The organism is Flavobacteriales bacterium (assembly GCA_026129465.1).
Taxonomy (GTDB): Bacteria; Bacteroidota; Bacteroidia; order Flavobacteriales_F; family PHOS-HE28; genus PHOS-HE28.
On the sequence record JAHCIA010000001.1, the window covers coordinates 1,654,455 to 1,677,473 of the forward strand.

Below are 23,019 nucleotides of genomic sequence, written 5' to 3' on the forward strand. Positions count from 1 at the left end.
ATCGGGTTGTTGGTTCACTTGCCCAGCAGGGCTTTCACTTCGCGCACGATGTCCGCCACCTGCGGGATCGACGCGTCCTCCAGATGTTTCGGGTACGGGATGTGCACCTCCACGCCGCACAGCCGGCGCACGGGTGCGTCCAGGTCGTAGAAGGCTTCTTCGGTGATGCGTGCGCTCACTTCCGCAGCGATGCCCACCGAGCGCCAGGCTTCCTCCACCACCAGCGCACGATGCGTCCTCCGCACCGAGGCGAGCACGGTATCCATGTCCAGCGGACGCAGCACGCGCAGGTCGACCACCTCCACGTCGATGCCCTCCTTCGACAAGGTCTCCGCCGCTTCCAAAGCCTTGTATACGCCGGGCCCATAGGTGATCACCGAAAGGTCCTTGCCACTGCGGCGCACCCTGGCCTTGGTGATGTCCACCGCACCGGCATCAACTGCTACTTCGGCCTCCAGGTTCAGCATGGCGGTATACTCGAAGATGATCACGGGATCGGGTTCCTTCAGGGCGGAGATGATCATGCCACGGGCGTCCTCGTGCGTGCCGGTGCTGAGGATGCGCAGACCGGGGAGGTGGGCGAAGAGCGGCTCCCAGCTGTGGGAATGCTGCGCGGCCAACTGGCGGCCGATGCCGCTGTTCATGCGGACCACCACAGGCACGTTGAACTGCCCGCCGCTCATGTGGCGCAGCGTGGCGGCGTTGTTCACGATCTGGTCCAGCGCCAGCAGGCTGAAGTTGATGGTCATGATCTCCACGATGGGACGCATGCCACCCAGCGCGGCGCCGATGCCCGCGCCGGTGAAGCCGGCCTCTGAGAGCGGCGCATCGAGGATCCGCTCCGGACCGAATTCCTGCAGCAGGCCCTTGCTCACGGCGAAGGCCCCGCCGTAGCGGCCCACGTCCTCGCCTACGAGGAACACGCGCTCATCGGCCAGCATCGCCTCGCGGATGGCCTGCTTGATGCATTCGCGGTAGGTGAGCTTCATCATTCCGTGGTCATGTGGCGTATCAGTTCCTGCACCGGCTCCCAGGTGCCGGCTTCCGCGAAGGCCACCGCGCTCTTCACGATGGTCTCCACCTCCTGCTGCACGTCCTTCACCTCCGCCTCGGTGATCAGCCCCTGCTCCTGCAACAGTCGCTGGAAGGCCGGGATGGGGTCGCGCTGCTTCCACTGCTCCACCTCGGCCTTGTCGCGGTACAGCTCGGCATCGAACATGGAGTGCGCACGGAAGCGGTAGGTGTTGCACACCAGGAAGTAGGGTTTGCCGGTGTCGCGGATGTATCGCACGGCTTCGTTCGCCGCGGCGATCACCGTGGGCAGGTCCATGCCATCGATGCCCCTGCTCTCGATCCCATAGGCCGGACCCTTGGTGGCGAGCTCCTCCACGGCATGCGAATAGTGCAGCGCGGTACCCATGGCGTAGCGGTTGTTCTCGCAGAGGAAGAGCAATGGCAGCTCCCACAGCGCGGCCAGGTTCATGGCTTCGTGGAAGGCGCCCTCGGCGGCCGCACCCTCACCGAAGATGCAGCAGGTGATGCGCGGCTCCTTCAGGCGTTTGGCGGCCAGCGCAAGGCCCACCGCCATGGGCAGGTGCCCGGCCACGATGGCGTTGCCGCCGAAGAAGCGCGTGGCCTTGTCGAAGAGGTGCATGGAACCGCCGCGTCCGTGGCTGCAGCCCTCCTGCTTGCCGAACAGCTCGGCCATGATCACATCGGGCGAGATGCCGCGCACCAGCGCATGTCCGTGCTCGCGGTAGGTGCTCAGGATGTTGTCGTCCGGACCCAGCGCGTGCAGCACACCCACGTTCACCGCCTCCTGCCCGATGCACAGGTGCAGGAAGCCGCGGATGTGGCCCTTGGTGTACTGCTCGGCGCAGGCCTCCTCGAAGCGCCGCACCAGCATCATCTGCTGCAGGTACTTGCGGCCCGTGGCCTTGTCGAAAGTGATCGTGGCGTCGCTCATGCTTTCTCCAGAGTTGACAGGTCGCCTTCCGGCAAACCCAGCTCGCGGGCCTTCAGCAGGCGGCGCAGCACCTTGCCGCTGCGGGTCTTCGGAAGGTCTTCCACGAAGTCGAGTTCCTTGGGCGCCACGGCCGGGCCGAGCGCCTTGCGCGCGAAACCGATGACCTCCATCCGCAACTCCTCGCTGGCCTGCTGTCCGCTCCTCAGCACCACGAAGGCCTTCACGAGTTCGCCGATCAGCGGGTCGGGCTTTCCGATCACCGCCGCTTCCGCCACGGCGGGATGCTCCATCAGGCGGCTCTCCACCTCGAAGGGCCCCACCATGTGGCCGCTGGTCTTGATGATGTCGTCCGCGCGGCCCACGAACCAGAAGTAGCCGTCGGCGTCGATGCGCGCGAGGTCGCCGCTGAGGTACCAGTCGCCGCGGAAGCACTTGGCGTAGCGCTCCTCCTCGTGCAGGTAGGTGACGAACTGCGAGGGCCAGCCGCGCTTCAGCACCAGGTGGCCGCTGCGATCCGGGCCGTTGAGTATCCGTACGGCGTCGCCCTCCACGTCGGCCACCTCGGCGGTGATGCCGGGCAGGGGCTTGCCCATGGAGCCGGGCTTCACGGGCATGTCCTTCGTGTTGCTGATCATGATGCCGCCGGTCTCGGTCTGCCACCAGTTGTCCAGCACAGGCACGCCGAAGGTGCGCTGCGCCCACACCACGGCCTCGGCATGGAGCGGCTCGCCCACGCTGAGCATCAGGCGCAGGGCGGAGAGGTCGTGCGTGCCGCGCACATCGATGTCCAGGCGCATCAGTCTGCGGATGGCGGTGGGCGCGGTGTACCACACGTTCACGCGCTGTTCGGCAAGGATGCGGTACCAGCGCACCGCGTCGAACTCCTCCTCGTCCACGATGTTGAGCGCGCCGTGCACCAGCGGTGCGATGATGCCGTAGCTGGTGCCCGTGACCCAGCCCGGATCGGCGGTGCACCAGTACACGTCGCCGGGATGCAGGTCGAGCACGGCGCGGCCGGTCATGGCGTGCATCTCCACGGCGCGGTGCACGTGCAGGGCACCCTTGGGCATGCCCGTGGTGCCGCTGGTGAAGTGCAGCAGCGCAGGGTCATCAGGACGGGTGTGCACGATGTCGAAGCGCTCCGGCGCCGCTGCCATCAGTTTCGGCAGCGAACGCACGCGATCGTCGATATCGCTCTCGGCATCGGTGAGCAGCACGTGCTTCAGCCCGGGCAGGCGCTCGAGCAACTGGGCCACCTTGCGGGTGTAGAGTTCGCTGGTGGTGACGAGCACGCGTGCATCGCCGCGCGACAGGCGTTGGAACACGGGTTCCGGGCCGAAGACCGAGAAGAGCGGGCAGAAGACGGCACCGGCCTTCAAGGTGCCAAGGGCGGTGACGTAGAGCTCGGGGATGCGGCCGGTGAGGTTGAAGACGCGCTCGCCCTTGCTTACGCCCAACGCCGTGAGCACCCCGGCGAAGCGGTCGGTGCGGGCCTTCAGTTCCGCGTAGGTGAACTCTTGAATGCTACCGCCCTTGCGGAGGCAGCGCACGGCGGTGCGGTCGCGTAGTTCGCCTTCAGCATGGCGGTCCACCGCTTCATGGGCGATGTTGAGGGCGTCTGTATCCAGACCAGACAAATGGCCGTGCCCGATCGCATCACCTGCCTTGCGCGGACCTTCCTGGGAGTTCAGCAGTGGAAATGGGTCATTCATGACCACATCGGGGTCAGAAGTATCAACGATGAAGGTCACTCCACAGGCCGAAGTATCACCTGACGCATGTCAGGCATTGATAGGACCTCCAATGCCTGAATGGAACGGAACGGAAGCCGGTCACTGAGGCGATGTGACCAGGCATGATGGAAAATGCGGTGCTGGAAGGCTCCCTCACCCACACTTCGTCCCCCCGCAGCTCTTGCACTTCAAGCACCCTTCCTCGTAGTACAGGCCGTCCTTATCGCCACACTCCTGGCACTTGCGGCCCTTGGCCTGGGTGCCATCGGGGATATAGCGCGAGAGGGCGCGCACCACGCCGTTCTTCCACGTATTGAGCGTGGCGTCGTAGAGGTGCAGATTGGCCACCACGTCCACCACCTGCGGCACAGGCATGCCTTGGCGCAGCATGCCGCTGATGAGGATGGCGTAGTTCCAGAACTCGGGGTTGAAGGTGCGGCTGAGGCCCTGCACGGTGACGCGATAGCCATCATCATCGGCGTACTCCAGATCATAGCGGTTCTTGCCGCGCTGCTCGTCGCGGCGCTTCACCACCCAACCCTTCGTGACCCATTTGGGCAGCTCGAAGCCGCCGTTGGCCTTGCCGGTGAAGATCTCGTAGGGGTTGCCATCGAGCAGGCCCACCACGGCCAGCCAGGGTTCTGTCTCGTTGTTGAAGCGCAATACGTCGGCCTCCAGAACTTCCGGCCGCTTCACGTGGCCCGCCTTCTCCTCACTTTCCCCCTTCTCACCTTTCTCACCCGTATTGGCCACCAGCACGCCGCTGCGGCTGCCGTCGCGATACACCGTGATGCCCTTCAACCCGTGGTGCCAGGCCTCCAGGTAGATGCCGCCCACCTCCTCCACCGTGGCGGTTGCGTGCAGGTTGATGGTGCTGCTGATGCTGTGCGTGGTGTACTTCTGGATCACCGACTGCATGCGTATGCGCTTGTGCCAGTCGATGTCGTTGGCGGTGGCGCCAGCGTAGGGACTCTCGGACGTGTCTTCCTTGCCGGTGGCCTTCATCCAGTCCAGCACGCGCGGATGGTGCACGGTGAACTCCTCCCACTGATCGCCGAGATCGTCCGTGAAGCTCACCTTGGCCTTGCTGTCCGCGTGTGTGATCTTGCGGCGACGGGTGTAGCCCAGCATGTACACCGGTTCGATGCCGCTGCTGGTGCGGGTGAGCAGGCTGAGCGTGCCGGTGGGCGCCACGGTGCTGAGGCTGATGTTGCGACGGCCGTGGCGCATCATGCGGTCGTGCACCTCGGGCAGTTCACGCTCCAGCATGTCGGTGAATTCGCTGGTGCGCTCCACGGCGGGCGAGAAGCCTTCGAAGGCGCCGCGCTCGATGGCCATGTCGATGCTGCTGTCGAACTCCGCGCGGCACTTGGTGCGCATGATCTCCTCGGTGGCCTCCACGGCGGCATCGCTGTCGTACTTCAGGTTGAGCCCGGCCAGCGCATCGGCCAGCCCGGTGAAGCCGAGACCGGTGCGACGGCCCTTCTTCCCGGTGTCTCGCAACAGTTCCCAAGTCTCGCGCTCGGTGCGCTTCAGCTCGTCGGGCTCGGGGTCGGCGGCCACCTTGGCAAGGATGCGGTCCACGGCTTCGAGCTCCAGGTCGACAAGGTCGTCCATCAGGCGCTGCGCCTCGTACGTGACGGCCGCGAAGCGCTCGTGATCGAACCAGGCCTTCGGCGTGAAGGCCTCGTTGACGAAGCTGTACATGTTGATCGCGATGAGGCGGCAGCTGTCGCCGCCCTGCATGGCGATCTCGCTGCAGGGGTTGGTGCTCTCGTTGCGGAAGCCGGGGTACACGCTGCTGGTGCTGTAGCTGTGCTGGCGATCCCAGAAGATCACGCCGGGCTCGGCGGTGGCGTGCGCGCAGGTGATGAGCGTGTTCCACAGCTCGCGGGCCTTCACCACTTTGGTGACGCTCGGCTTCCTCGCATCAATGGGCCAACGCAGGGTGAAGTCGGCATCGGCCTCCAAAGCCTTCAGGAACTCGTCGCTGACGCGCACGCTGACGTTGGCGCCGGTCACCTTGCTGAGATCCTGCTTGATGGTGATGAACTTCTCGACATCGGGATGGGCGATGTCCATGGTGAGCATCAGCGCGCCCCTCCTGCCCTTCTGCGCCACTTCGCGGGTGGTGTTGCTGAAGCGCTCCATGAAGCTCACCGCACCGGTGCTGGTGCGCGCGGCGTTGCTCACGTGCGCGCCTTCGGGCCGCAGGGTGCTGAGGTCGAAGCCCACGCCGCAGCGCCGCTTGAAGAGCTGCGCGAGCTGCTGGTCGTTGTGGAAGATGCCCGCGTAGCTGTCCAGTGGTGAAGGGATCACCACGCAATTGCTCAGCGAGGCCAGGCGGTAGCGATCGCCGAGGGAGGCCATCACGCTGCCCTGTGGCACCACATCGCGGAAGCCGTCGAAGAGTTTGAAGATGCGCTCCTCGTCAAGGCGTTCGCGCTGTTGCCCATAAGTGGAGAGCAGGGCGCGCTTCTCGGCCGGCACCGCCGTGTACTTCGCTTCGATGCGCGCGAACTCCTTCGCCATGCGCCGGTGCATGTCGGCCGGACCGCTTTCCACCAGGTGGCCGTCCCCATCACGCAACGCGTACTTGTTCAGCCAGGTGGTGGCCGCCAGGTCATCGCCTTTGAAGTACGCGAGCGCGTTGCGCAGCACCTCCTCCTGGGTGAAGGTCTTCTTCGCTTCGGGTTCGGGTTTGCGCTTCATATCGGGGGTGGCGGAGGTGCTGGCGGCGGTGATCGTGGCCATGAGGTGATGCGGATGTAAAGTTCGTGGGTGGCGAAAGTGGACCGTGAAGCAACGGCGATCGGTGACATTCATCATTCGAAAAATGGCGGCCCGATCCCACATCGTTTTCCACCGCGGACACAAGCGCCGATCGGTGCGGGGATCGGGAGCAGCACGGCTGGAAATCACCGTCAACGTTGATCTTTCCGGGCCGACCGCACATCCATGGCCGCATTGCGGAGGCTTTCAACAGGCTGTGGATGGGCAAGGAAGTTTCCACCGGGGATCGTGGGATCAGATGGATCAGGATGAGGCACTTTGGCATGGCCTCTTCGCACAGCAAGTCGAACAACAAAGGCGCCCTTGCGGACGCCCTTGCTGCCTTTCACCATGCCGCACGGCCAGGCCCTTGGTGCGAAGCGTGCGGGACACAGGAACACTTCAACTGCCGGGTGGCAAAAGCACCTTGTCGATCACCACCACGATGCCGTTGCTGGCCTCGGCCACACCAAGCACCTTGGCGTCATTGATAAACACGGTGCCATCGTCCTCCACCTTGAACTGCGTGTCCTTCAGGTTGGCCATGTTCAGCTTGCGCCCCGTGCGCATGTTGTCCGGCCGGAAGACGCCCACGGCGACATGGTACTCGAGAATGTCTTCCAGCGTGGCTTTGTTCTCAGGCTTGAGCAGGTTGTCCAAGGTGCCCGCCGGCAGTACCGCGAAGGCCGCATCGGTGGGCGCGTAGACCGTGAAGGGCCCCGCGTTGGAAAGGACATCCTGGTACTTCACGTGAAGAACGGCCGTCACCAAGGTCTTGTGGTCCGGGGAATTCACCGCGATGCCCACCACATTGGGAACGCTGGTCTCGTCCACCACGGCGCTTTGGCCGGGAGCGGGGGCGTTCGTGGAAGTGGCCGCGGCCGGTGCGGAAGCCCCCTCACCGCCGCAGGCGACCAGGAAGGGGATCGCGAACACCGCCATCAGGGACGTATTCGGGAAGGCTTTCATTTGAAAGGGTTTGAGGGTTGATCTCTACGCGGCGAATATCAATGGACATTTCCATCCGCTACATGACCGGGATCACCCTTTGACCTGTGGTCCATCAGGTTGGAGGATCGGCCGGCCGATCACTCGAAGTAGCGGTCGAACAAGGTGTTCGAGCGATCCAGTTCCGCCAGCACCTGCGCCACGCTGTCCGGGTCGGACGTCCGCTCCAAGCGTTGGAGCAGCGACATGTGCGGCATGAGCCAATCGTGCAACACATCGTGCCCCTTGCCCTTCATGTCGCAGGCCCGCACCAGCTCGTCCATGTCTGCGAACAGGCTGTCGGCGAGCCGCGCCGCGGACCCTTCGGCGGTCAGTTCCCGGGCCGAAGTTGCGGAGAGGCGTTCCTGCATGCGGCGAACGGGGCCCATCATGTGCGGACCGAGACGCCATTTTGAACCGTCGTCCAGTTCCAGGCCGCCCACCTCCTGTGCGGCCACCTGCGGAACATCGCCATGCCCGGCCTTTTCCCCACCCCCGCAGCCCACGAAGCAGACACCGCTGGCCACCAGGAGCATCAGCACCAGCTTGTATTTCTTGTTGCGCAACATCATCAAAGGTCTTTTTTGCGGAACACGCGGAAAGAGGCCCATGCGGGCAGGCCCACCCAAAGCAGCAGGATCAGCCCGGCGACGAACATGCCCATGGTGCTGCCGAAGAAGTTCCTGTAGATGGCGCCGCTGTATCCCATCATGGCGGCCAGGTCGATCTCCAGCATCACCATGATGCGCGCCAGATCGATGGGGTTCAGGCCGGCGAGTGGCACGATGAAGGGTTCGATCGGATGGTCGCTGAAAGCGAACATGCCCCACATGAGCAACGCATCGTACACCAGCACGAAGAGCAGCCACACGACCAGTGCGATGCCCACCCCGCGCGCCTTCTCCCGCTGGCGCAGCGCGATGAGCGCACCCAGCACGGCGAAGACGAGCACCAGGCCGGAGCCGGCCACCGAGAGTATGAAGGAGGCCATGACCGGCGCGTGCACCAGCAGGGGCAGGCCCAGGCCGAACGCCTGTGCGCACAACAAGGCCACGGCCAGCGCCAGCAACTGCCCGCCCAGGATGGAGCCCCGTGCGATGGGTTGCACGGCCAGCAACTGGGTGAACTCCTGGATGTCGTACATGTACACCACGGTGAAGATCAACGCGATCAAAGGCACCAGGGCCATCACCACCTGCACCAGGCTGAGCAGGGCTTTCATGGGATCGTCCTCCAGCAGGAAAAGACCCTGCCCCACCAGGAGCATGAGCAGCGCATAGCCCATGACGAAGCGGTTGCGCGCCAGGTCGATGAGTGTGTATTTGAAGACTTTCAGCATGGGAGTATTGTCCTATGTCCAATGACGGTTGACAGTTGCGGGAAGTACCCGGCCTGGGGGACAGTCGTCAACTGTCATTGGACATTGGACAATGCATTGGTCTCCAACAACCTGGGCAAGGCCTGCGACAAGCGCATGGCGCCCGTGCTTTCCAGGATCTCCTTCACGGGCAGCAGGAAACGCAGCTGCCCATCCTCCAGGTAGGCCACCCGGTCGGCGAAGGATTCGACCTCCTCCATCAGGTGCGAGGTGATGAGCACGGTGCCGCCCGCATCGCGCACCGCCTCGGCCCGCCTCAGCACGCGCTGGGCCGATACGGGATCGAGTCCGGCCGTGGGTTCGTCCATGATCAGGATCGTGGGCCGCGTACGCAGGGCCAGCACGGCGCTCACCTTCTGCTTGGTTCCACCACTCAGCGTGGCGAGCCGCTTGTCCAACTGCGCATCAAGACCCAGCTCCTCCACCAGGCTGTCCTCGGGTCCTTCCGGACCGAAGCGGCGGATGTCGGCCATCATCATCAGCAATTGGCGCACGGTGAGCGCGGCGGGGAACTGGGAGATCTGCGGCATGTAACCGATGGCCCCCCTGTAGGAAGGCTCCGGTATGGGTCCGTGCGAGTCGATCACCGTGCCATCGATGGCGATGTTGCCTTCGGCAGGATGCACCAGACCGAGCAGGCATTTGATCAAGGTGGTCTTTCCGCTCGCGTTGGGTCCTATCAGCATCACCACCTCCCCGGGCATGAAGGCACAATCCACACCGCGCAAGGCCCACAACCGGCCATAGCGCTTGCCGACACCGGCACAAGTGATGCGTGCCTCAGCCATGGGCATGGAGGCGTGTTTCCCCGGCACGGATCGCGACCAAGGGCAAGGTGGTCCGTTCCCCATGGTGGTCCTCCTGCCGGCCGGATGTCACGGACCGCGTAGGATTGGGCGGCCTCATCAACGGCCGTTCATCCTTCAAGGCCTCCGGCCCAAGCGAGGGGATGAGGCGTTCGGCGCGGTCCAGGAGCGACACGAAGAGGCTGCGCGAGAACACCAGGGCGTGCGGCATGCGCTCCACCAGCAGCGTGAAGAAGCCCAGCGGCCGGTGGGGCACATCACCGTGGCCATCGCGGTCCAGGTCGTAGCCGCTGTAGCGGTCCCAATAGTTCCCTTCCATCACGTTGTCCTTCAGCGATCCGTTGGTGCTCACATCGAAGGTATTCCCCGAGAAGGTGTTGCCCGTGAAGCGGCAATCGAAGGCGTTGGCGAAGAGCCGCAGGGCCCAGCCGTTCATGCGGAAGACGTTGTTGTGCACGTCGATCCGGTTGCAGCCGTCCACCATGATGCCCGTGGTGTTGTCGGTGAAGAGGTTGTCGTGTATCACGCCATCGTTGATCTCCTTCAGCAGCAAGCCGTAGGCGCTGGCGCCGCGGTTGGCGATGAAGCGGTTGCGGCGCATCTCGATGGTGTGGCTGAACATCACCGCCACCCCGGCGCCATTGTCCTCGAAGTGGTTGTCCTCGTATGCGTCGCGATGGCTGAACATGAAGTGCAGCCCGTAGCGCGTGTTGCGCACGGTGGTGTTGTGGTGGATGCGCGAATCGGTGACGAACTCGAAGTAGATGCCGTCGCGGTGATGCTCCACCCGGTTGTGGCGTATGGTGGCATCACCGCACTTCCACAGGTGGATGCCGTTGGCCATGCGGTCCTCATCGCCGGGCTCGCCGCGCACGGTGTTGTTCTCCACCACGGCACCCCGTGAGCCGCTGAGGTAGATGGCGAAGAAGCACTTGTCCAGGATGTTGTCGGCGATGACGGTGCGGCGGCATTCATTCACGAAGATGCCCGCCAGATCGTCCATGCTGCTGTACCGGGTGCCGCGGATCGTGAAGCCCCGCACGGTCACATCATCGGCCGTTATGGCCAGCACATGTCCTTCGCCCCCGCCGTCGATCACGGCATCCTTCCCGGCCAGCAGCACCAGCGGCTTGTCGATGTGCACCAGTCCTTCATCCACCAGGCCGTGCACCACGATGGTATCACCCTCGGCCACGCGCCCGATCAGCGCTTTCAAGGTGCCACCTTCAGCCGGCCTGTAGGTCCATGTGCGGGCGTTCAACGCGTTGGCGGAACAGAAGAGAAGGATGGCCAGCAGGGATGGGCGCATCTCAATCCTTCAGGAATTCGCGCACGCGCCGCCAATCCATCGCTTCGTCCTTGTCCTTCACTTGCGCCCGGCCGCGCTTCTCCTCGCTGGCGAAGGCCGCCACATCGCCGCGCATGGGGCTTCGGAAAGAGGGGCCGTGCAGGTAGAAGGCGGTGGTGGCGTCGATCAGGGTGCCCGGCGCACTGTGGTCGCACACGTACCAAGCGGCCACCTGGCCTTCGGCGATGGTGCCGGCCTGCACATGCTTCACCATGCAGCTGATATCGTCGAACACGTACTGCCGGCCTTTCAGCGTGATGAGCGCCGCGCCGAACTGCTTGTCCACCACGTTCATACGGCAATGCGCGCATTCGGCCTGGCCGAAATCGATGCGTGCTTCGGACTGCCCGCACGACAGCAGCGCCATGGACAGCAGAAGCGAGAGGATGGAGGTTCTCATGTTCGTTCAGGTTTCGCGCACGGCCCTTGAACGGCGGCGCATGTCGCGTATCTCCATGAAATACACGCCCGCCAGCAAGGCCATCACCCCGAAGAGGATCCAGCCACCGGTGTCGGGGGTGCTCCAGGCGTCGAAGTTCAGCAGTTGCTTGTGGCCGATGAGTGGCGGCTGGTAGGCCTGGTCCTCGATCTTGATCGCAGCGCGCGGATCGAGGTTGTGGCCGTACTCGTAGCCCCAGTCCCACATGCGCCACAGGGCCCAAAGGCCGAAGAGCGAAAGGGTGACCAAGCCCAGGAAAAGCAGGATGCGCCTGCCCCACGCTGCCGCCACCAGGCCCAACGCGGCGAGCACCATGATGATCCTGGGCAGGTAGATGAACTCCTTGAACATCTCGTTCTTGATGTGGGCCATGCCGATGTAGTGGTTCAGGCCGTTGATCTTGTCCACGTCGCCCTCGAAGCGGTCCGCGTAGATCTGGAGGTAGAGGCCCTCGGGGTATTGCGGCGCGGCCAGGTCGATGCGCCAGATGGGCACAGTCAACAGCACCAGCAGCGCCAGTGCGGCGAGGGCGATCATTACGCGGGAGATGGGTCTCATGATGTGCAAGGTCAGGCTTGCCGGCTCCGAGGACGACGGCCCCGGCTGTTCACCGGGGCCGTCCATCGGTCAGGCATGTTCAAAGATCACAACTCGGCGTCCACGCTCACGGTGTAGGCCTTCAGAGGTACGCTGCTGCCACGGGGGCTCACGCGCAGGTAGCCCTGCATCTCCTGGTGCAGCGCGCTGCAGAAGTCGGTGCAGTAGAAGGGCACCACGCCCACCTTGGTCGGCACCCATTTCAGCGTGGCGGTCTCGCCGGGCATGATCAGCAGTTCAGCGTTGGCCGCCCCCTTGATCGCGAAGCCGTGCGGCACGTCCCAATCCTGCTCCAGGTTGGTCACGTGGAAATACACCGTGTCGCCCAACTGCACTCCTTCCACGTTGTCCGGCGTGAAGTGGGACCGGATGGTGGTCATCTTGATGTGCACGTTGCGGCCGCGGCGCTCGATGCCGCTCTCCTTTTCGCCCTTGGCCACCCAGGGGTGGTGGTTGTCCTCGATGCGGAAGAACTTCACCTCGCGCGGCTTGATGAGGTCCGCCGGGGCGGCCTGTGCGTAGTGCGGCTCACCCGTGGTGGGGAAGTCCAGCAGCAGCTCCATCTTGTCGCCGTCGATGCTGTAGAGCTGGGCGCTCTGCGTCAGTTCCGGTCCGGTGGGCAGGTAGCGGTCCTTGGTGATCTTGTTGTAGGCCACCACGTATTTGCCCCAGGGTTTCGCGCTGTTGCCGCCGGGCACCATCAGGTGGCCGATGCTGTAGTAGGTGGGTACCCGGTCCAGCACCTCCAGCTTCTCCACGTTCCACTTCACGATCTCGCTGCTCACGAAGAAACTGGTGTAGGCGTTGCCGTTGGCGTCGAACTCGGTATGCAGGGGGCCCAGACCGGGCTTCTTCACCTCGCCGTGCAGCACGCTCTCGTACTTCAGCACGGGGATGCCGACGAAGTCGCCCTCGAAGTCCTTGCTGGCGATGGCCTCCTGGATCTTCTTGAAGGAGAACACCGGCAGCAGGGCGGCCAGCTTGCCGCTGCCCACGATGTACTCGCCGGTGGGGTTCACGTCGCAGCCGTGCGGGCTCTTGGGGCAGGGCATGAAGTAGAGCAGGCCGGGGTGTTCCCGGTAGTCGAGTTGCAGCACATCCTCATAGATGGTGCTTTCCACCGTGTGGGTGTGCTCGTTCAGCCAGTTGCTGTAGTGCTTGCCGGGAGCGCGCTTGCCCTTGCCCTCCTTCGCCAGTTGTTCGGCGAGCTTCCAGTTCACGGCCATGATGAAGTCCTTGTCGCGCTGGCTGGCGTTCACCTCCAGCAGGCTGTAGGCCTTCTCGGTGTTGTAGCAGCTGAAGAAGAACCAGCCATCGCTGGCGCCCTTGCCGGTACGTGCCAGATCGAAGTTCACCGGCGGGGTGAGGATCTGGAAGGCGATGCTCATCTTGCCCGTCTCGGGTTCGGGCTTGATGAAGGACACCGAGCCCTTGAAGTTCTCCTTGTAGGTGTTGATGGGCACATCGCGTTCGGCCTCGCTGCCCACCGGCACGCTGAAGCGGGTGCCGGCCACCACGTACTCGGTGTTCGGGGTGGCGAAGGGCGAACTGTGGTTGCCCGCGCTGTGCGGGATCTCGATCATGCTGTGGGTGCGGAAGGTGCCCAGGTCGATCAGCGCGATGCGCGGCGTGTTGTTGCCGTTGATGAAGCACCAGCGCCCATCGGGCACCGCATTGGTCATGGACAGTTCGGGATGGTGGCTGTCGTCCCATGGGATGAAGCCGTGGCTGGTCGTGAGCATGGGCTTCGTCTCCTCGCTGAAGCCATAGCCGCTTTCGGGATCCACGCTGAACACGGGGACCTCGCGGAGCAGACGCCCGCTGGGGAGTCCGTAGATGGCCAACTGGCCACTGAAGCCGCCGCTCACGAAATTGTAGAACTCATCATGTGTTCCTGGCGCGACGTATACCCGCGAGGCGGCATCGCCCGTCACGGCCGTGCGCGTGGTACCCGGCCGGCAGCCGGGGCTGTTCATCATCAGGAACGCCATGGCCGAGAAGCCGATGACGATGCCGGTGATCTTGAAGGACTTGTTCATGTTGCTTGGTGTATGGGTGGTGTCTCTTCGTCAAAGGGTGCGCATGTACTCGAGCACATCACGGCCATCGGACTTGCTCAGTCCCTGGTTCGGCATGCGCACGAGGCATTCCTCCAGCAGCCGCTGAGCTTCGTCGTCGGTCTCCAACATCGCATCGATGTTGAGGATCATGTTCATGATCCATTCGGGTTTGCGGCGCTCCAGGATGCCTTTGAAGCCCGGGCCGACCACCCGGTTGGCACCGAGGCTGTGGCAGGCCTGGCACTTCATGTCGTATATCCCACGGCCCTTGTCCACCATGCCCTGGTCGATGTCGCCCATGGTGATGTCCGCGGCGGTGAAAAGTTTCGCCGTGCTCTTGCCCGCTCCGCCCGCTGCGGCGCCCGATGCGCCCGGCGGACCGGCCGGGGCGCTTTCGCCACCGCCACAGGCGGCCATGGTCAGGATGAACGTCGCGGCCAGGATGTGTTTGATCTTGCGTGTCTTCATGGTGATGGGGTGTTCTTTGGCCGGGCCAAAAGTCAGTGGATAAAGATATCCGCTTCATGACAATGGTCACCTTTGCCGATGATCCATGGCATCTCCTTGCGGTGTGAAGCGACGAACATCATGACCTCCACTTTCCGCCTCTGGTTCCTGGTGGCCCTGGCCGATCTGCTGGCCGCCGCCGTGATCGGCGTGCTGCTGCGCGGCATGTTCCTGTGGGAGATCCCCTTCGTGCGATTCCGGCCCTGGCTGCACGGCCATTCGCACGTGGCCATGCTGGGCTGGCTCTTCATCGGTGTGGTGGTGGCATTGCTGCACGATGGTGGGAAGCGCGGTCTCACGCGGACCACCGGGGCGCTGCTCCTCGGCCTGCAGGCCGCCGTGGTGGTCATGCTCTTCAGCTTTCCGGCGCAGGGCTACGGACCAGTGAGCATCGGCTCCTCCTCGGTGCACATGGTCCTCGCGTACATCATCACGGGTTCCCTCTGGCGCGCCAGCCGCGCCTGGCCGGCAGCGGGCAGTGGCAGGCTCGTGCGCTGGGCGGTGGTGTTCTTCATGCTGTCCACCCTCGGTGTGATCGGCATCGGCCCCATCATCGCCCTGGGCCATCAAGGCAAGGAGATCTACTACTGGGCCGTACAGTTCTTCCTGCACTTCCAATTCAACGGCTGGCTGTGGTTCGCCGCCATGGCGCTGGGCGTGCGCTGGGCTGAACGCCAGGGCATCGACCTGCGGCTCGACCGCCTGACGCTGGCCCTCTGGGTGGTCTCGGCCATCCTCACCTATGCGCTGGCCATCGCCTGGAGCGAGCCCCTACCGGCCGTATTCGCCACCGTGAGCATAGGCGTGCTGCTGCAGGTCTGGGCCGCCTTGCGCACCTTGCGCATTCTGCGGCGCCTGGAGTCGCGCGCCCGCGACCGCTTCCCGGCATGGACCAAGGTGCTCATCGGGGTGGCGCTGGTGTCCATGGCGTTGAAGGTGATGGTCCAGGCCGCCGTGGCACTGCCCGATATCGCCGTGGTGGGCTTCACCCTGCGCCACTATGTGATGGGCTTCATCCATCTGAACACCCTGGCCACCATGAGCAGCCTGCTCCTCGCCTATGCGCTGACGCAGGAGTGGCTCGGCATCCATCGGACGATGGTCCGCATCGGCCTCATCCTGTTCATCGCCGGAGTGCTGCTCAGCGAACTGTTGCTCTTCGTCCAGGGCACCTTCTTCTGGGCGGGCCAGGGCCTCATCCCCGGCCACTACTGGCACCTGTTCATCACTTCCGCCCTGATGCCATCAGGGATCGCCTGTCTGCTGGCCGGAGCCTGCCGGCCGGAGAAACGTGAACAAGTCGCCCAGTGAAGGTCAGGCTTCCGATACCTTCGCGCGCCGCCATCGACACATGTTCTCCAAAGCCTGCGAATACGCCATCCGCGCCACGCTCCACATCGCGCAGGCCACCGCCGCCGATGAGCGCGTCACGGTGAAGGATATCGCGAAGGCGACCGGCTCCCCGGAAGCCTTCACCGCCAAAGTGCTGCAGCATCTGGTGCGCGATGGGCACATCGGATCCATGAAGGGCCCTGGCGGCGGATTCACGCTCACCGAGGCCCGGGCGAAGAAGCTGAAGCTCGCCGCCATCGTGAAGAGCATCGATGGCGATGATGTGTACACGGGCTGCGCGCTGGGACTGCACCAATGCGACGACAAGAAGCCCTGCCCCCTGCACGAGCGGTTCAAGGACGTGCGGGATCGATTGCGCCAGCTGCTGGAGAACACCACGGTGCATGATGTGACCATGGGCCTGGGTGTGGCTGTGGGCACGTTCCGCCTCAAGGGCTGAGGTCCCGGTTAATTTCTCGGCATGGAGCCCATCCCGTTGCCGGATACGCTCGCGGAGATGATCGCGCTGCATTGCGGCAAGAGCTGGCAGGACCGGATCAAGCGACATCGCCTCACCCAGCGTTTCGATGCCGGACAGGATGTCTTCCGGGAAGGCGACCCCGCCGACCAGCTCTTCATCGTGCGCAAGGGCAAGGTGAAAGTGTTCTGCACCTACGGTCCGGACGCGAGGCGGATACTCCGTTTCGCGCGCGATGGCCAGGTCCTGGGCCATCGCGGGATCGGTGCGGGATTCACCTACTCGGTCAGCGCCACCGCCCTCACGCCCACCACGGTCGACGCCCTGCCCATGCCATTGTTCATGCAAGTGCTGGAGGCCAACGCCGCGTTCAGCTTCCACTTCATGCTCTTCTTCGCCGAAGAGTTGCGGCGCAGTGAGGAGCAGACCAGGGCCATGCTGGACCTGAGCGCTGAACAACGGGTGGTCAAGGCCCTGCTCGCCACGCTGCGTTGCTTCGGCTTCGACAAGGACGACAGGACCCTGCTCGCGTTCACGCCCAGCCGCCAGGACCTGGCCGACTACGCGGGCACCACCTACGAGAGCACCATCCGTGCGCTATCGGCGCTGCAGAAGAAGAAGCTCATCAAGTCCGTGGGGCGCGAGTTGCGGATCGTGGACCGCGGGAAGCTGGAAAGTCTCATGCGCGGCTGACCGGCGCTCCCTGCGCGTCATCGCGACTGTCAAAGGTCATTTTTACAGGATATTTTTGTCCGTTATTTTGCGCATCATCCATCCAGAAAAGCGACCATCATGGACACCACCACCATCACACCCGACCGCACCATCGGCTCCATCGTGGCCGAGGACTTCCGTACCGCTGCCGTATTCAACCACCATGGCATCGACTTCTGCTGCAAGGGTGGCCGCAGCCTGGCGGAGGTATGCCGCTCCAAGGGTCTCGATCAGGCCACTCTTGAACGCGAGATCCGGGATGCGGTCGACCGGAACATCGGCGCCAGCGAGGATCACCGGACCTGGCCGCTGGCACGGCTCATCGAGCACATCGAACGCGTGCACCACCGCTATGTGGAGAGCCGCACCACCACCCTGCTCCAGTTCCTGGACAAGTTGTGCAAGGTGCATGGTGACCGCCATCCGGAGTTGTTCGCCATCCAGCGCGAGTTCCAGGAATGCGCCGGTGCCATGGCCGCCCACATGAAGAAGGAGGAGCTCATCCTCTTTCCCTTCATCAACCAGTTGGAGAAGGCGAAGCAGCATGGTACCACCCCGCCCACACCCGGATTCGGTGCGGTGGACAACCCCATCGCCATGATGGAGGACGAGCACACGGCCGAGGGTGATCGCTTCCGCCGCATCGCCGAACTGAGCGATGGCTACACCAATCCGCCCGACGGCTGCACCACCTACGCCACGGCCATGGCCATGCTGCAGGAGTTCGAGCAGGACCTGCACCGCCACATCCACCTGGAGAACAACATCCTGTTCCCCCGGGCGATGGCGCTGGAGAAAGTTTTGCGTGCAGCCTGAACGGTTGTCCCAAGCCTGCACACACGGACCACATTGGCAAGCCGCCTGCCCATGGATGTCAGCTACACGTTCTCAAAATGCGCCGTGAAGTGCCGGAGGAACCTCGGCTCCTTCACGATGCGGAAACCACGCACTTGCTCCCGCGTGCGCATGACCTCCTCGAAGGTCTCGGCCACGTACTCCATGTGGCTCTGGGTGTACACCCGCCGGGGAATGGCGAGGCGAACCAGTTCCATGGATGAAGGCTTCAGTGAGCCATCAGGCAGGTAGGTGCCGAACATGACGGAGCCGATCTCCACGCTGCGGATGCCGCCCAGCCGGTAGAGTTCGCACACGAGCGCCTGGCCGGGATACTGGTGCGGCGGGATGTACGGGTAGAGGGCCTTGGCATCGATGTACACCGCGTGGCCACCGATGGGGCGCATGAGGGGCACACCCAATTCGTGCAGCTTTCGGCCCAGGAAGGTGGTGCTGCGGATGCGGTAATCGAGGTAGTGCGGATCGAACACCTCCTGCAGGCCAATGGTGATGGCCTCCATGTCGCGCCCGCTGAGGCCGCCGTAGGTGGTGAAGCCCTCGGTGATGATCAGCAGGTTGATGCAGGCCTCCGCCAGGGTGGCATCGCGGAGGGCGAGGAAACCGCCCATGTTGACGAGCGCGTCCTTCTTGGCGCTCATGATGGCACCATCCGCAAGGGCGAACATGTGCTGGGCGATCTGACGGTACGTGAGGCTTTCCATGCCCTTCTCACGGTCCTTGATGAACCAACTGTTCTCCGCGATGCGGCAGCAATCCAGCACCAAGGGCACACCGTGACGCTTGCAGATGCTGGCCACACCCTCGGCATTGGCCATGCTCACCGGCTGGCCGCCACCGCTGTTGTTGGTGACGGTGAGGATCACTGCTCCAACATTCCCCTGGTGCTCCTTGAGCAGATGGTCAAGCGCGGCCACGTCCATATTGCCCTTGAAGGGGTGCTGCAAGGACGGGTCCCGTCCCTCGGCGATGGGGATGTCGATGGCGGTGGCACCTGTGAACTCGATGTTGGCACGCGTGGTATCGAAGTGCGTGTTGCTGATGAAGACCTTGCCGGGACCGCCCAGGTGGCCGTAGAGGATGCGCTCGGCGGCACGGCCCTGGTGGGTGGGCAGCACATGCTCCATGCCGGTGAGGTCACGCACCTCGGCCAGCATGCGCTCCCAACTTCGACTGCCCGCATAGGCCTCATCGCCTTCCATCATGCCGGCCCACTGGTGCGCGCTCATGGCGCTGGTACCGCTGTCGGTCATCAGGTCGATGATCACATCGCGCGAGCGCAGCAGGAAGGGATTGCAGTGGGCCTCCTTCAGATGGTCCAAGCGCTCCGCTTCGGAACTGAGGCCGATGGGTTCCACGGTCTTGATGCGAAAGGGTTCGATGATGGTGCGGTGCTGCATGGGCATTGCTATTCGGGACAAATATGTCCGCTCTTGCAACACCACCGGATGACCCCCATCAGTCGAACCGGCTGGATAGGAAGTGGAAACACGCACCTGGGATGGTGATCCTTCACCAAGCGAACCGCGCGCGCATCCCCTCCAGTTCCTTCACCAAACCTCCTGGGCGTTGTGGCTGGATGCCTTGCAGCCGTGCATCACGCGGCACCTTCAGGCTGAGCAACTCCAGGTGCTGGTCCACGAAGAGGAACTCCAGCTGGGGATAGAGCGATCGCAGCGCCTCCACCAGGTCCAGTACGGAGAGGTCGTGCTCCACCAGGTCGAAGGTGCCCGAAAGCGGTGCACCATGGACCAAGGCACCGAGCGTACCGATGACACCATCAATGTGGATGAAGGGCCGCTGCTGATGACCACTGCCGCTGATGGAGATGCGCCCCTTGTGGTGGGCCTCGAAGAGAAAGCGGTTGATGACGGCATCGAAGCGCACACTGCGTCCCGGCCCGTACACGTTGCCCAGGCGCAGTATCGTCACCGGACGGCTGTGCATGAGGCGTTCCATGTGCGTTTCGCCACGCCGCTTGCTGTTGCCGTAGGCTGATCTCGGAGCAGGCCGTGAGCCATAGCTGGCCGCCGCCTCGCCGGAACCATAGACCGCCGTGCTGCTCAGGTACACCACGTGGGCATCGGGCGCCACGTCCTCTATGGTGTAGACCACCTCGGCCGTGCCCCAGTGGTTAACCTGCTCGAAGTGGTGGTGGCCCGCCTCCGCGAAGGGCGTGGTGACCTTGGCCGCCAGATGGAACACGCGGTCCATGCCCGCCAGTTCCTTCCGCAGTTTGCGCGAATCCAGGATGTCGCCCTGCACGATACGCACGGGTACCTTGCCCAAACGCGGCCCCATGAAGAGCCCGTGGTGCCCCCGGCTCAGGTCATCATACACCACCAGCTCGGTGATGCGCTCATCCGTGGAAAGTGCGGCCACGAGTTCCGCACCGATGTATCCGGCCCCGCCGGTGATCGCGATCTTCATGGGTCAGCTTGCGTTGCGCCGTCCTTCAGCAACTCCGTGTTCAACCCGCACTCCGTCTTGTTCAGTCCGAACCATCGGCTGGTCCGCTCATCGTAGCCGTCCATCAGCTTGCGTGTGCAGGGCTCGCAGCCGATGCTGCCATAGCCCTCGGCCTCCAACGGGTGCTCGGGCAGGTCGTGCGCCTTGCGGTATTCGTACACCATGCGGGCGTTCCAATCCAGCATGGGGTGGTAGCGCAGGCAGCCGAAGCCGGCGGGCTGCTCCACCTGCATGGCGCGACGCGCGGCGCTCTGGTCGGCCCGCACACCGTTGATCCACACATCGAACTCCGCGAGCACCCGCTCAAGGGGCTGCACCTTGTTCAGGTGGCAGCAGCGGTCGGGATCCCAGGTGTACATCAGCGCACCGCTGGCATCGCGCTGCTGGCTCTTGGGCACGGCGGGCCGCAAGCCGATGAACTGCAAACCGAGCCGCTCTTTCAGCACATCGCGGAAGCGAAGCGTGTCCGGGAAGAGATAACCGGTATCCACGTAGTACACCGGAATGCGCGCATCGATCCGCGACAGCATGTGCAGCATGGGCACGCTATGCCCTTGGAAGCTGGTGCTGGCGAAGAGGGTCTTGCCTTCGGCTTGGAAGGCATGGACACGATCGCGGAAAGCGTCGAAGGTGGGCATGGGGCAAAGGTGGCCAATGTGACCTTGAACGACACCTGACGGACGGCAGGGAGAGGCGATCCACATGGGATGGCATTCACGGCTTGAGACCAGGAAGCGCACCACCAACACGTCAAGCGGTCGCACTCGCTCACGACCTTTGCGCCATGGTACTCCCGCTATGGAAGGTCGCAAGCACCCTGGCCTGCGTTGTGTCGGTGGTCCTCCACAGCCCCTTCGACCTGGCGAAACCGTCACGCACACACATCCTGCCGGCCGAGTTGCAGGAGATCAGCGCCCTCACCGATGTGGATGAACACACGGTGGCCTGTGTGCAGGATGAAATGGCCATGATCTACTTGATCGACCTGCGCACCGGCAAGATCGTCCGGCGCATCCCTTTCGGACCGGCCGGTGACATGGAAGGGCTTACCCGCGTGGGCCAGGAGTATTTCGCCTTGCGCAGCGATGGTTTGATGTACCGCCTTTCGCTCTTGGAAGGGGTTGCGGTGGTCCAGGACTCCATGCGCCTTCCACTGCCCGATCGTGACCTGGAAGGCCTGGGCTTCGATGAACGCAGGGGGCTGGTCCTGATCTCCCCGAAAGACTTCCTGAAAGGGGATGCGCACCAACGCGACCAGCGGTTGATCCATGCGTTCGACCCGGTGACGCGGCGCCTGCTGCCGGAGCCCGTGCTCTCGCTATCCCTTGCGGACATCACGGCCCAGGCCGAAAGCAAAGGCATGCAGGTGCCCCGGCGCACCACGAAAGAGGGCCGAAGCGTCAACGCGCTGAAACTGCGTTTCTCCTCCGTGGCCGTGGATCCGATCACCGACCGCTACTACCTGCTTTCCGCTGTGGACAGGACCCTGCTGGTATTGGACCGCCAGGGTGCACTGGTCGCTCTGGAACAACTGCCCCCCAAGCTCTTTCCCAAGCCTGAAGGCATCACTTTCATGCCTTCCGGGCAGATGGTGATCAGCAATGAGGGCAAGGACGGCCGTCCCAACCTGCTGGTGTTCGAGCGCCGCTAACGGTCAATACGTGCCCGGCACCGCCTCATCCACCACCAGGATGAAGTCCGCCTTGCCCTTGTGCTCCGCTTCAAGCTTGCGCGCATCAGCCTGTGTGGTGGTGGCGATCGTCACGATGCGCAGCTCCGGTCGCGCGCGCTTCAAGTACCAGCCGATGCCCTCGTAGTTGTCCGAGTGGTAGGTGCCGTTGAAGTGCAGGAAGCGTGTACCGGGTTTGAAATTCTCCAGGATGAAGTGCGCCATGGTGGCATCCTTCAGCGCCTGCGCCATGGGCATGGTGGGACTCGTGTGACCGTGGCCCATGTCCAGCATCGCCTTGTAGCCAGGCAGCTCGGGATCGTAAGCGATTGGCAGGGGGGCGATCCACTGCTTCTCGTTCTCAGGCAGTGTATCCAGCGCAGCGAAACCGCCCTTGTACACCATGGACGCGTAACGGCGTGGCACGTTGGTGGCGACGAACCGCAGACCCTTGTCCTTGGCCAGATCCACCATTGGGGCATAGTCGCTGTGGTTATTCCACAGGCGGGCAAGTGTGTCGAAGGCGGCCTGGTCGATCTCTCCACGCAGGTAGCGGTCCAGCGTGGCCTGGTCATCGGCCTCGATCATCTCGGCACCCATGGTGAGCGGACCCTTGGCGGCCAGCTCGCGCGCCACCACCAGTTGCAGCCAATGTGCGATGGCGCTGTTGTGCTGCTCGCCGAAAAGGATCACATCCGCCCCACCGAGCGCCTTCATGAACGCCTTGTGCTTGGCTGGTTTGCCTTGGCCGGTGAAGAGGCTGTAGGCCACGGGATCTGACTGGGCCTGCACGGCACCGCAGAGGAACAGGAATGGCAGGATGATGCTTCGCATGGTGCGAAGGTGCGGAGATGGGATGGAATGCAGAAAGCGCAGCCGCAGATGGCGCAGATGCCGCAGATGAATTCCAAT

The 23,019-nt window shown here is 63.8% G+C and carries 22 protein-coding genes; 5 read left to right on the forward strand and 17 right to left on the reverse strand.

Annotated elements, in window-relative coordinates; all coding sequences use genetic code 11:
- Window positions 1–14 precede the first annotated feature (14 nt).
- The 13 genes from KIT10_07040 to KIT10_07100 all read right to left on the reverse strand — a co-directional run bounded on the left by KIT10_07040 (window position 15) and on the right by KIT10_07100 (window position 14,554).
- A complete protein-coding gene (locus KIT10_07040; GenBank protein ID MCW5899009.1) occupies window positions 15–992 on the reverse strand; it encodes an alpha-ketoacid dehydrogenase subunit beta in 978 nt (325 codons plus the stop codon).
- On the reverse strand, window positions 989–1,966 hold the full coding sequence (gene pdhA / locus KIT10_07045) for a pyruvate dehydrogenase (acetyl-transferring) E1 component subunit alpha (GenBank protein MCW5899010.1): 978 nt from the start codon (window positions 1,964–1,966) through the stop codon (window positions 989–991). Before pdhA ends, KIT10_07040 begins: the two co-directional genes overlap by 4 nt.
- Window positions 1,963–3,678 (reverse strand): acetate--CoA ligase, encoded by a 1,716-nt coding sequence (acsA, locus tag KIT10_07050; GenBank protein MCW5899011.1) that lies wholly within the window; start codon window positions 3,676–3,678, stop codon window positions 1,963–1,965. The genes pdhA and acsA overlap by 4 nt, the downstream gene beginning before the upstream one ends.
- Window positions 3,679–3,852: 174 nt before the next feature.
- Window positions 3,853–6,411: an adenosylcobalamin-dependent ribonucleoside-diphosphate reductase gene (locus tag KIT10_07055; protein MCW5899012.1), complete on the reverse strand. Its 2,559-nt coding sequence runs from the start codon at window positions 6,409–6,411 to the stop codon at window positions 3,853–3,855.
- A gap of 462 nt (window positions 6,412–6,873) precedes the next feature.
- Window positions 6,874–7,440, reverse strand: a complete 567-nt coding sequence (locus KIT10_07060; protein MCW5899013.1) for a fasciclin domain-containing protein — start codon at window positions 7,438–7,440, stop codon at window positions 6,874–6,876.
- Between the two features lie 119 nt (window positions 7,441–7,559).
- Window positions 7,560–8,030: a hypothetical protein gene (locus KIT10_07065; protein ID MCW5899014.1), complete on the reverse strand. Its 471-nt coding sequence runs from the start codon at window positions 8,028–8,030 to the stop codon at window positions 7,560–7,562.
- Window positions 8,030–8,797: an ABC transporter permease gene (locus tag KIT10_07070; protein ID MCW5899015.1), complete on the reverse strand. Its 768-nt coding sequence runs from the start codon at window positions 8,795–8,797 to the stop codon at window positions 8,030–8,032. The genes KIT10_07065 and KIT10_07070 overlap by 1 nt, the downstream gene beginning before the upstream one ends.
- Before the next feature lie 74 nt (window positions 8,798–8,871).
- Entirely contained in the window at window positions 8,872–9,630 is a 759-nt protein-coding gene (locus KIT10_07075) for an ABC transporter ATP-binding protein (GenBank protein MCW5899016.1), read from the reverse strand.
- Window positions 9,617–10,951, reverse strand: coding sequence for a nitrous oxide reductase family maturation protein NosD (locus tag KIT10_07080; GenBank protein MCW5899017.1), 1,335 nt, complete (start codon window positions 10,949–10,951; stop codon window positions 9,617–9,619). The genes KIT10_07075 and KIT10_07080 overlap by 14 nt, the downstream gene beginning before the upstream one ends.
- A 1-nt stretch (window position 10,952) precedes the next feature.
- Window positions 10,953–11,390: a nitrous oxide reductase accessory protein NosL gene (locus KIT10_07085; protein MCW5899018.1), complete on the reverse strand. Its 438-nt coding sequence runs from the start codon at window positions 11,388–11,390 to the stop codon at window positions 10,953–10,955.
- Window positions 11,391–11,396: 6 nt separating this feature from the next.
- Complete coding sequence (locus tag KIT10_07090) at window positions 11,397–11,987, reverse strand: hypothetical protein (protein ID MCW5899019.1); 591 nt, start codon at window positions 11,985–11,987, stop codon at window positions 11,397–11,399.
- Between the two features lie 86 nt (window positions 11,988–12,073).
- Window positions 12,074–14,065, reverse strand: a complete 1,992-nt coding sequence (gene nosZ, locus KIT10_07095) for a Sec-dependent nitrous-oxide reductase (GenBank protein ID MCW5899020.1) — start codon at window positions 14,063–14,065, stop codon at window positions 12,074–12,076.
- Between the two features lie 30 nt (window positions 14,066–14,095).
- On the reverse strand, window positions 14,096–14,554 hold the full coding sequence (locus KIT10_07100; protein ID MCW5899021.1) for a cytochrome c: 459 nt from the start codon (window positions 14,552–14,554) through the stop codon (window positions 14,096–14,098).
- A gap of 120 nt (window positions 14,555–14,674) precedes the next feature.
- Between KIT10_07100 and KIT10_07105 the strand changes: the two genes are divergently transcribed.
- From KIT10_07105 to ric, 4 genes are all read left to right on the forward strand, one after another.
- Window positions 14,675–15,904, forward strand: coding sequence for a hypothetical protein (locus KIT10_07105; protein MCW5899022.1), 1,230 nt, complete (start codon window positions 14,675–14,677; stop codon window positions 15,902–15,904).
- A gap of 40 nt (window positions 15,905–15,944) precedes the next feature.
- Window positions 15,945–16,385, forward strand: coding sequence for an Rrf2 family transcriptional regulator (locus KIT10_07110; GenBank protein ID MCW5899023.1), 441 nt, complete (start codon window positions 15,945–15,947; stop codon window positions 16,383–16,385).
- A 21-nt stretch (window positions 16,386–16,406) separates the two neighbouring features.
- Window positions 16,407–17,096, forward strand: coding sequence for a Crp/Fnr family transcriptional regulator (locus tag KIT10_07115; GenBank protein ID MCW5899024.1), 690 nt, complete (start codon window positions 16,407–16,409; stop codon window positions 17,094–17,096).
- Window positions 17,097–17,195: 99 nt separating this feature from the next.
- The gene (ric, locus tag KIT10_07120) at window positions 17,196–17,933 is read left to right on the forward strand and encodes an iron-sulfur cluster repair di-iron protein (GenBank protein ID MCW5899025.1); all 738 of its coding nucleotides are present in this window, start codon (window positions 17,196–17,198) and stop codon (window positions 17,931–17,933) included.
- Window positions 17,934–17,995: 62 nt separating this feature from the next.
- Here ric and KIT10_07125 read toward each other — a convergent pair whose 3' ends face one another.
- The 3 genes from KIT10_07125 to KIT10_07135 all read right to left on the reverse strand — a co-directional run bounded on the left by KIT10_07125 (window position 17,996) and on the right by KIT10_07135 (window position 21,076).
- Window positions 17,996–19,369 carry a tryptophanase gene (locus KIT10_07125; protein MCW5899026.1) on the reverse strand — a complete coding sequence of 458 codons (1,374 nt, stop codon included), beginning with the start codon at window positions 19,367–19,369 and terminating at the stop codon, window positions 17,996–17,998.
- Between the two features lie 112 nt (window positions 19,370–19,481).
- Window positions 19,482–20,399, reverse strand: coding sequence for an SDR family oxidoreductase (locus KIT10_07130; GenBank protein MCW5899027.1), 918 nt, complete (start codon window positions 20,397–20,399; stop codon window positions 19,482–19,484).
- The gene (locus tag KIT10_07135) at window positions 20,396–21,076 is read right to left on the reverse strand and encodes a phosphoadenylyl-sulfate reductase (protein MCW5899028.1); all 681 of its coding nucleotides are present in this window, start codon (window positions 21,074–21,076) and stop codon (window positions 20,396–20,398) included. The genes KIT10_07130 and KIT10_07135 overlap by 4 nt, the downstream gene beginning before the upstream one ends.
- A 146-nt stretch (window positions 21,077–21,222) precedes the next feature.
- On the opposite strand from KIT10_07135, the gene KIT10_07140 reads away from it, so the two are divergent.
- Entirely contained in the window at window positions 21,223–22,089 is an 867-nt protein-coding gene (locus tag KIT10_07140) for a hypothetical protein (GenBank protein ID MCW5899029.1), read from the forward strand.
- Between the two features lie 3 nt (window positions 22,090–22,092).
- Here the strand turns inward: KIT10_07140 and KIT10_07145 are convergent, their stop codons facing one another.
- On the reverse strand, window positions 22,093–22,941 hold the full coding sequence (locus KIT10_07145; GenBank protein ID MCW5899030.1) for a ChaN family lipoprotein: 849 nt from the start codon (window positions 22,939–22,941) through the stop codon (window positions 22,093–22,095).
- Between the last annotated feature and the right edge of the window lie 78 nt (window positions 22,942–23,019).

Bases quoted from the DNA above. Each gene is read 5' to 3' on its own strand.
- KIT10_07040 (MCW5899009.1), bottom strand. From the start codon at position 992: ATGATGAAGCTCACCTACCGCGAATGCATCAAGCAGGCCATCCGCGAG.
- pdhA (MCW5899010.1), bottom strand. From the start codon at position 1,966: ATGAGCGACGCCACGATCACTTTCGACAAGGCCACGGGCCGCAAGTAC.
- acsA (MCW5899011.1), bottom strand. From the start codon at position 3,678: ATGAATGACCCATTTCCACTGCTGAACTCCCAGGAAGGTCCGCGCAAG.
- KIT10_07055 (MCW5899012.1), bottom strand. From the start codon at position 6,411: ATGAAGCGCAAACCCGAACCCGAAGCGAAGAAGACCTTCACCCAGGAG.
- KIT10_07060 (MCW5899013.1), bottom strand. From the start codon at position 7,440: ATGAAAGCCTTCCCGAATACGTCCCTGATGGCGGTGTTCGCGATCCCC.
- KIT10_07065 (MCW5899014.1), bottom strand. From the start codon at position 8,030: ATGATGTTGCGCAACAAGAAATACAAGCTGGTGCTGATGCTCCTGGTG.
- KIT10_07070 (MCW5899015.1), bottom strand. From the start codon at position 8,797: ATGCTGAAAGTCTTCAAATACACACTCATCGACCTGGCGCGCAACCGC.
- KIT10_07075 (MCW5899016.1), bottom strand. From the start codon at position 9,630: ATGCCCATGGCTGAGGCACGCATCACTTGTGCCGGTGTCGGCAAGCGC.
- KIT10_07080 (MCW5899017.1), bottom strand. From the start codon at position 10,951: ATGCGCCCATCCCTGCTGGCCATCCTTCTCTTCTGTTCCGCCAACGCG.
- KIT10_07085 (MCW5899018.1), bottom strand. From the start codon at position 11,390: ATGAGAACCTCCATCCTCTCGCTTCTGCTGTCCATGGCGCTGCTGTCG.
- KIT10_07090 (MCW5899019.1), bottom strand. From the start codon at position 11,987: ATGAGACCCATCTCCCGCGTAATGATCGCCCTCGCCGCACTGGCGCTG.
- nosZ (MCW5899020.1), bottom strand. From the start codon at position 14,065: ATGAACAAGTCCTTCAAGATCACCGGCATCGTCATCGGCTTCTCGGCC.
- KIT10_07100 (MCW5899021.1), bottom strand. From the start codon at position 14,554: ATGAAGACACGCAAGATCAAACACATCCTGGCCGCGACGTTCATCCTG.
- KIT10_07105 (MCW5899022.1), top strand. From the start codon at position 14,675: ATGACCTCCACTTTCCGCCTCTGGTTCCTGGTGGCCCTGGCCGATCTG.
- KIT10_07110 (MCW5899023.1), top strand. From the start codon at position 15,945: ATGTTCTCCAAAGCCTGCGAATACGCCATCCGCGCCACGCTCCACATC.
- KIT10_07115 (MCW5899024.1), top strand. From the start codon at position 16,407: ATGGAGCCCATCCCGTTGCCGGATACGCTCGCGGAGATGATCGCGCTG.
- ric (MCW5899025.1), top strand. From the start codon at position 17,196: ATGGACACCACCACCATCACACCCGACCGCACCATCGGCTCCATCGTG.
- KIT10_07125 (MCW5899026.1), bottom strand. From the start codon at position 19,369: ATGCAGCACCGCACCATCATCGAACCCTTTCGCATCAAGACCGTGGAA.
- KIT10_07130 (MCW5899027.1), bottom strand. From the start codon at position 20,399: ATGAAGATCGCGATCACCGGCGGGGCCGGATACATCGGTGCGGAACTC.
- KIT10_07135 (MCW5899028.1), bottom strand. From the start codon at position 21,076: ATGCCCACCTTCGACGCTTTCCGCGATCGTGTCCATGCCTTCCAAGCC.
- KIT10_07140 (MCW5899029.1), top strand. From the start codon at position 21,223: ATGGTACTCCCGCTATGGAAGGTCGCAAGCACCCTGGCCTGCGTTGTG.
- KIT10_07145 (MCW5899030.1), bottom strand. From the start codon at position 22,941: ATGCGAAGCATCATCCTGCCATTCCTGTTCCTCTGCGGTGCCGTGCAG.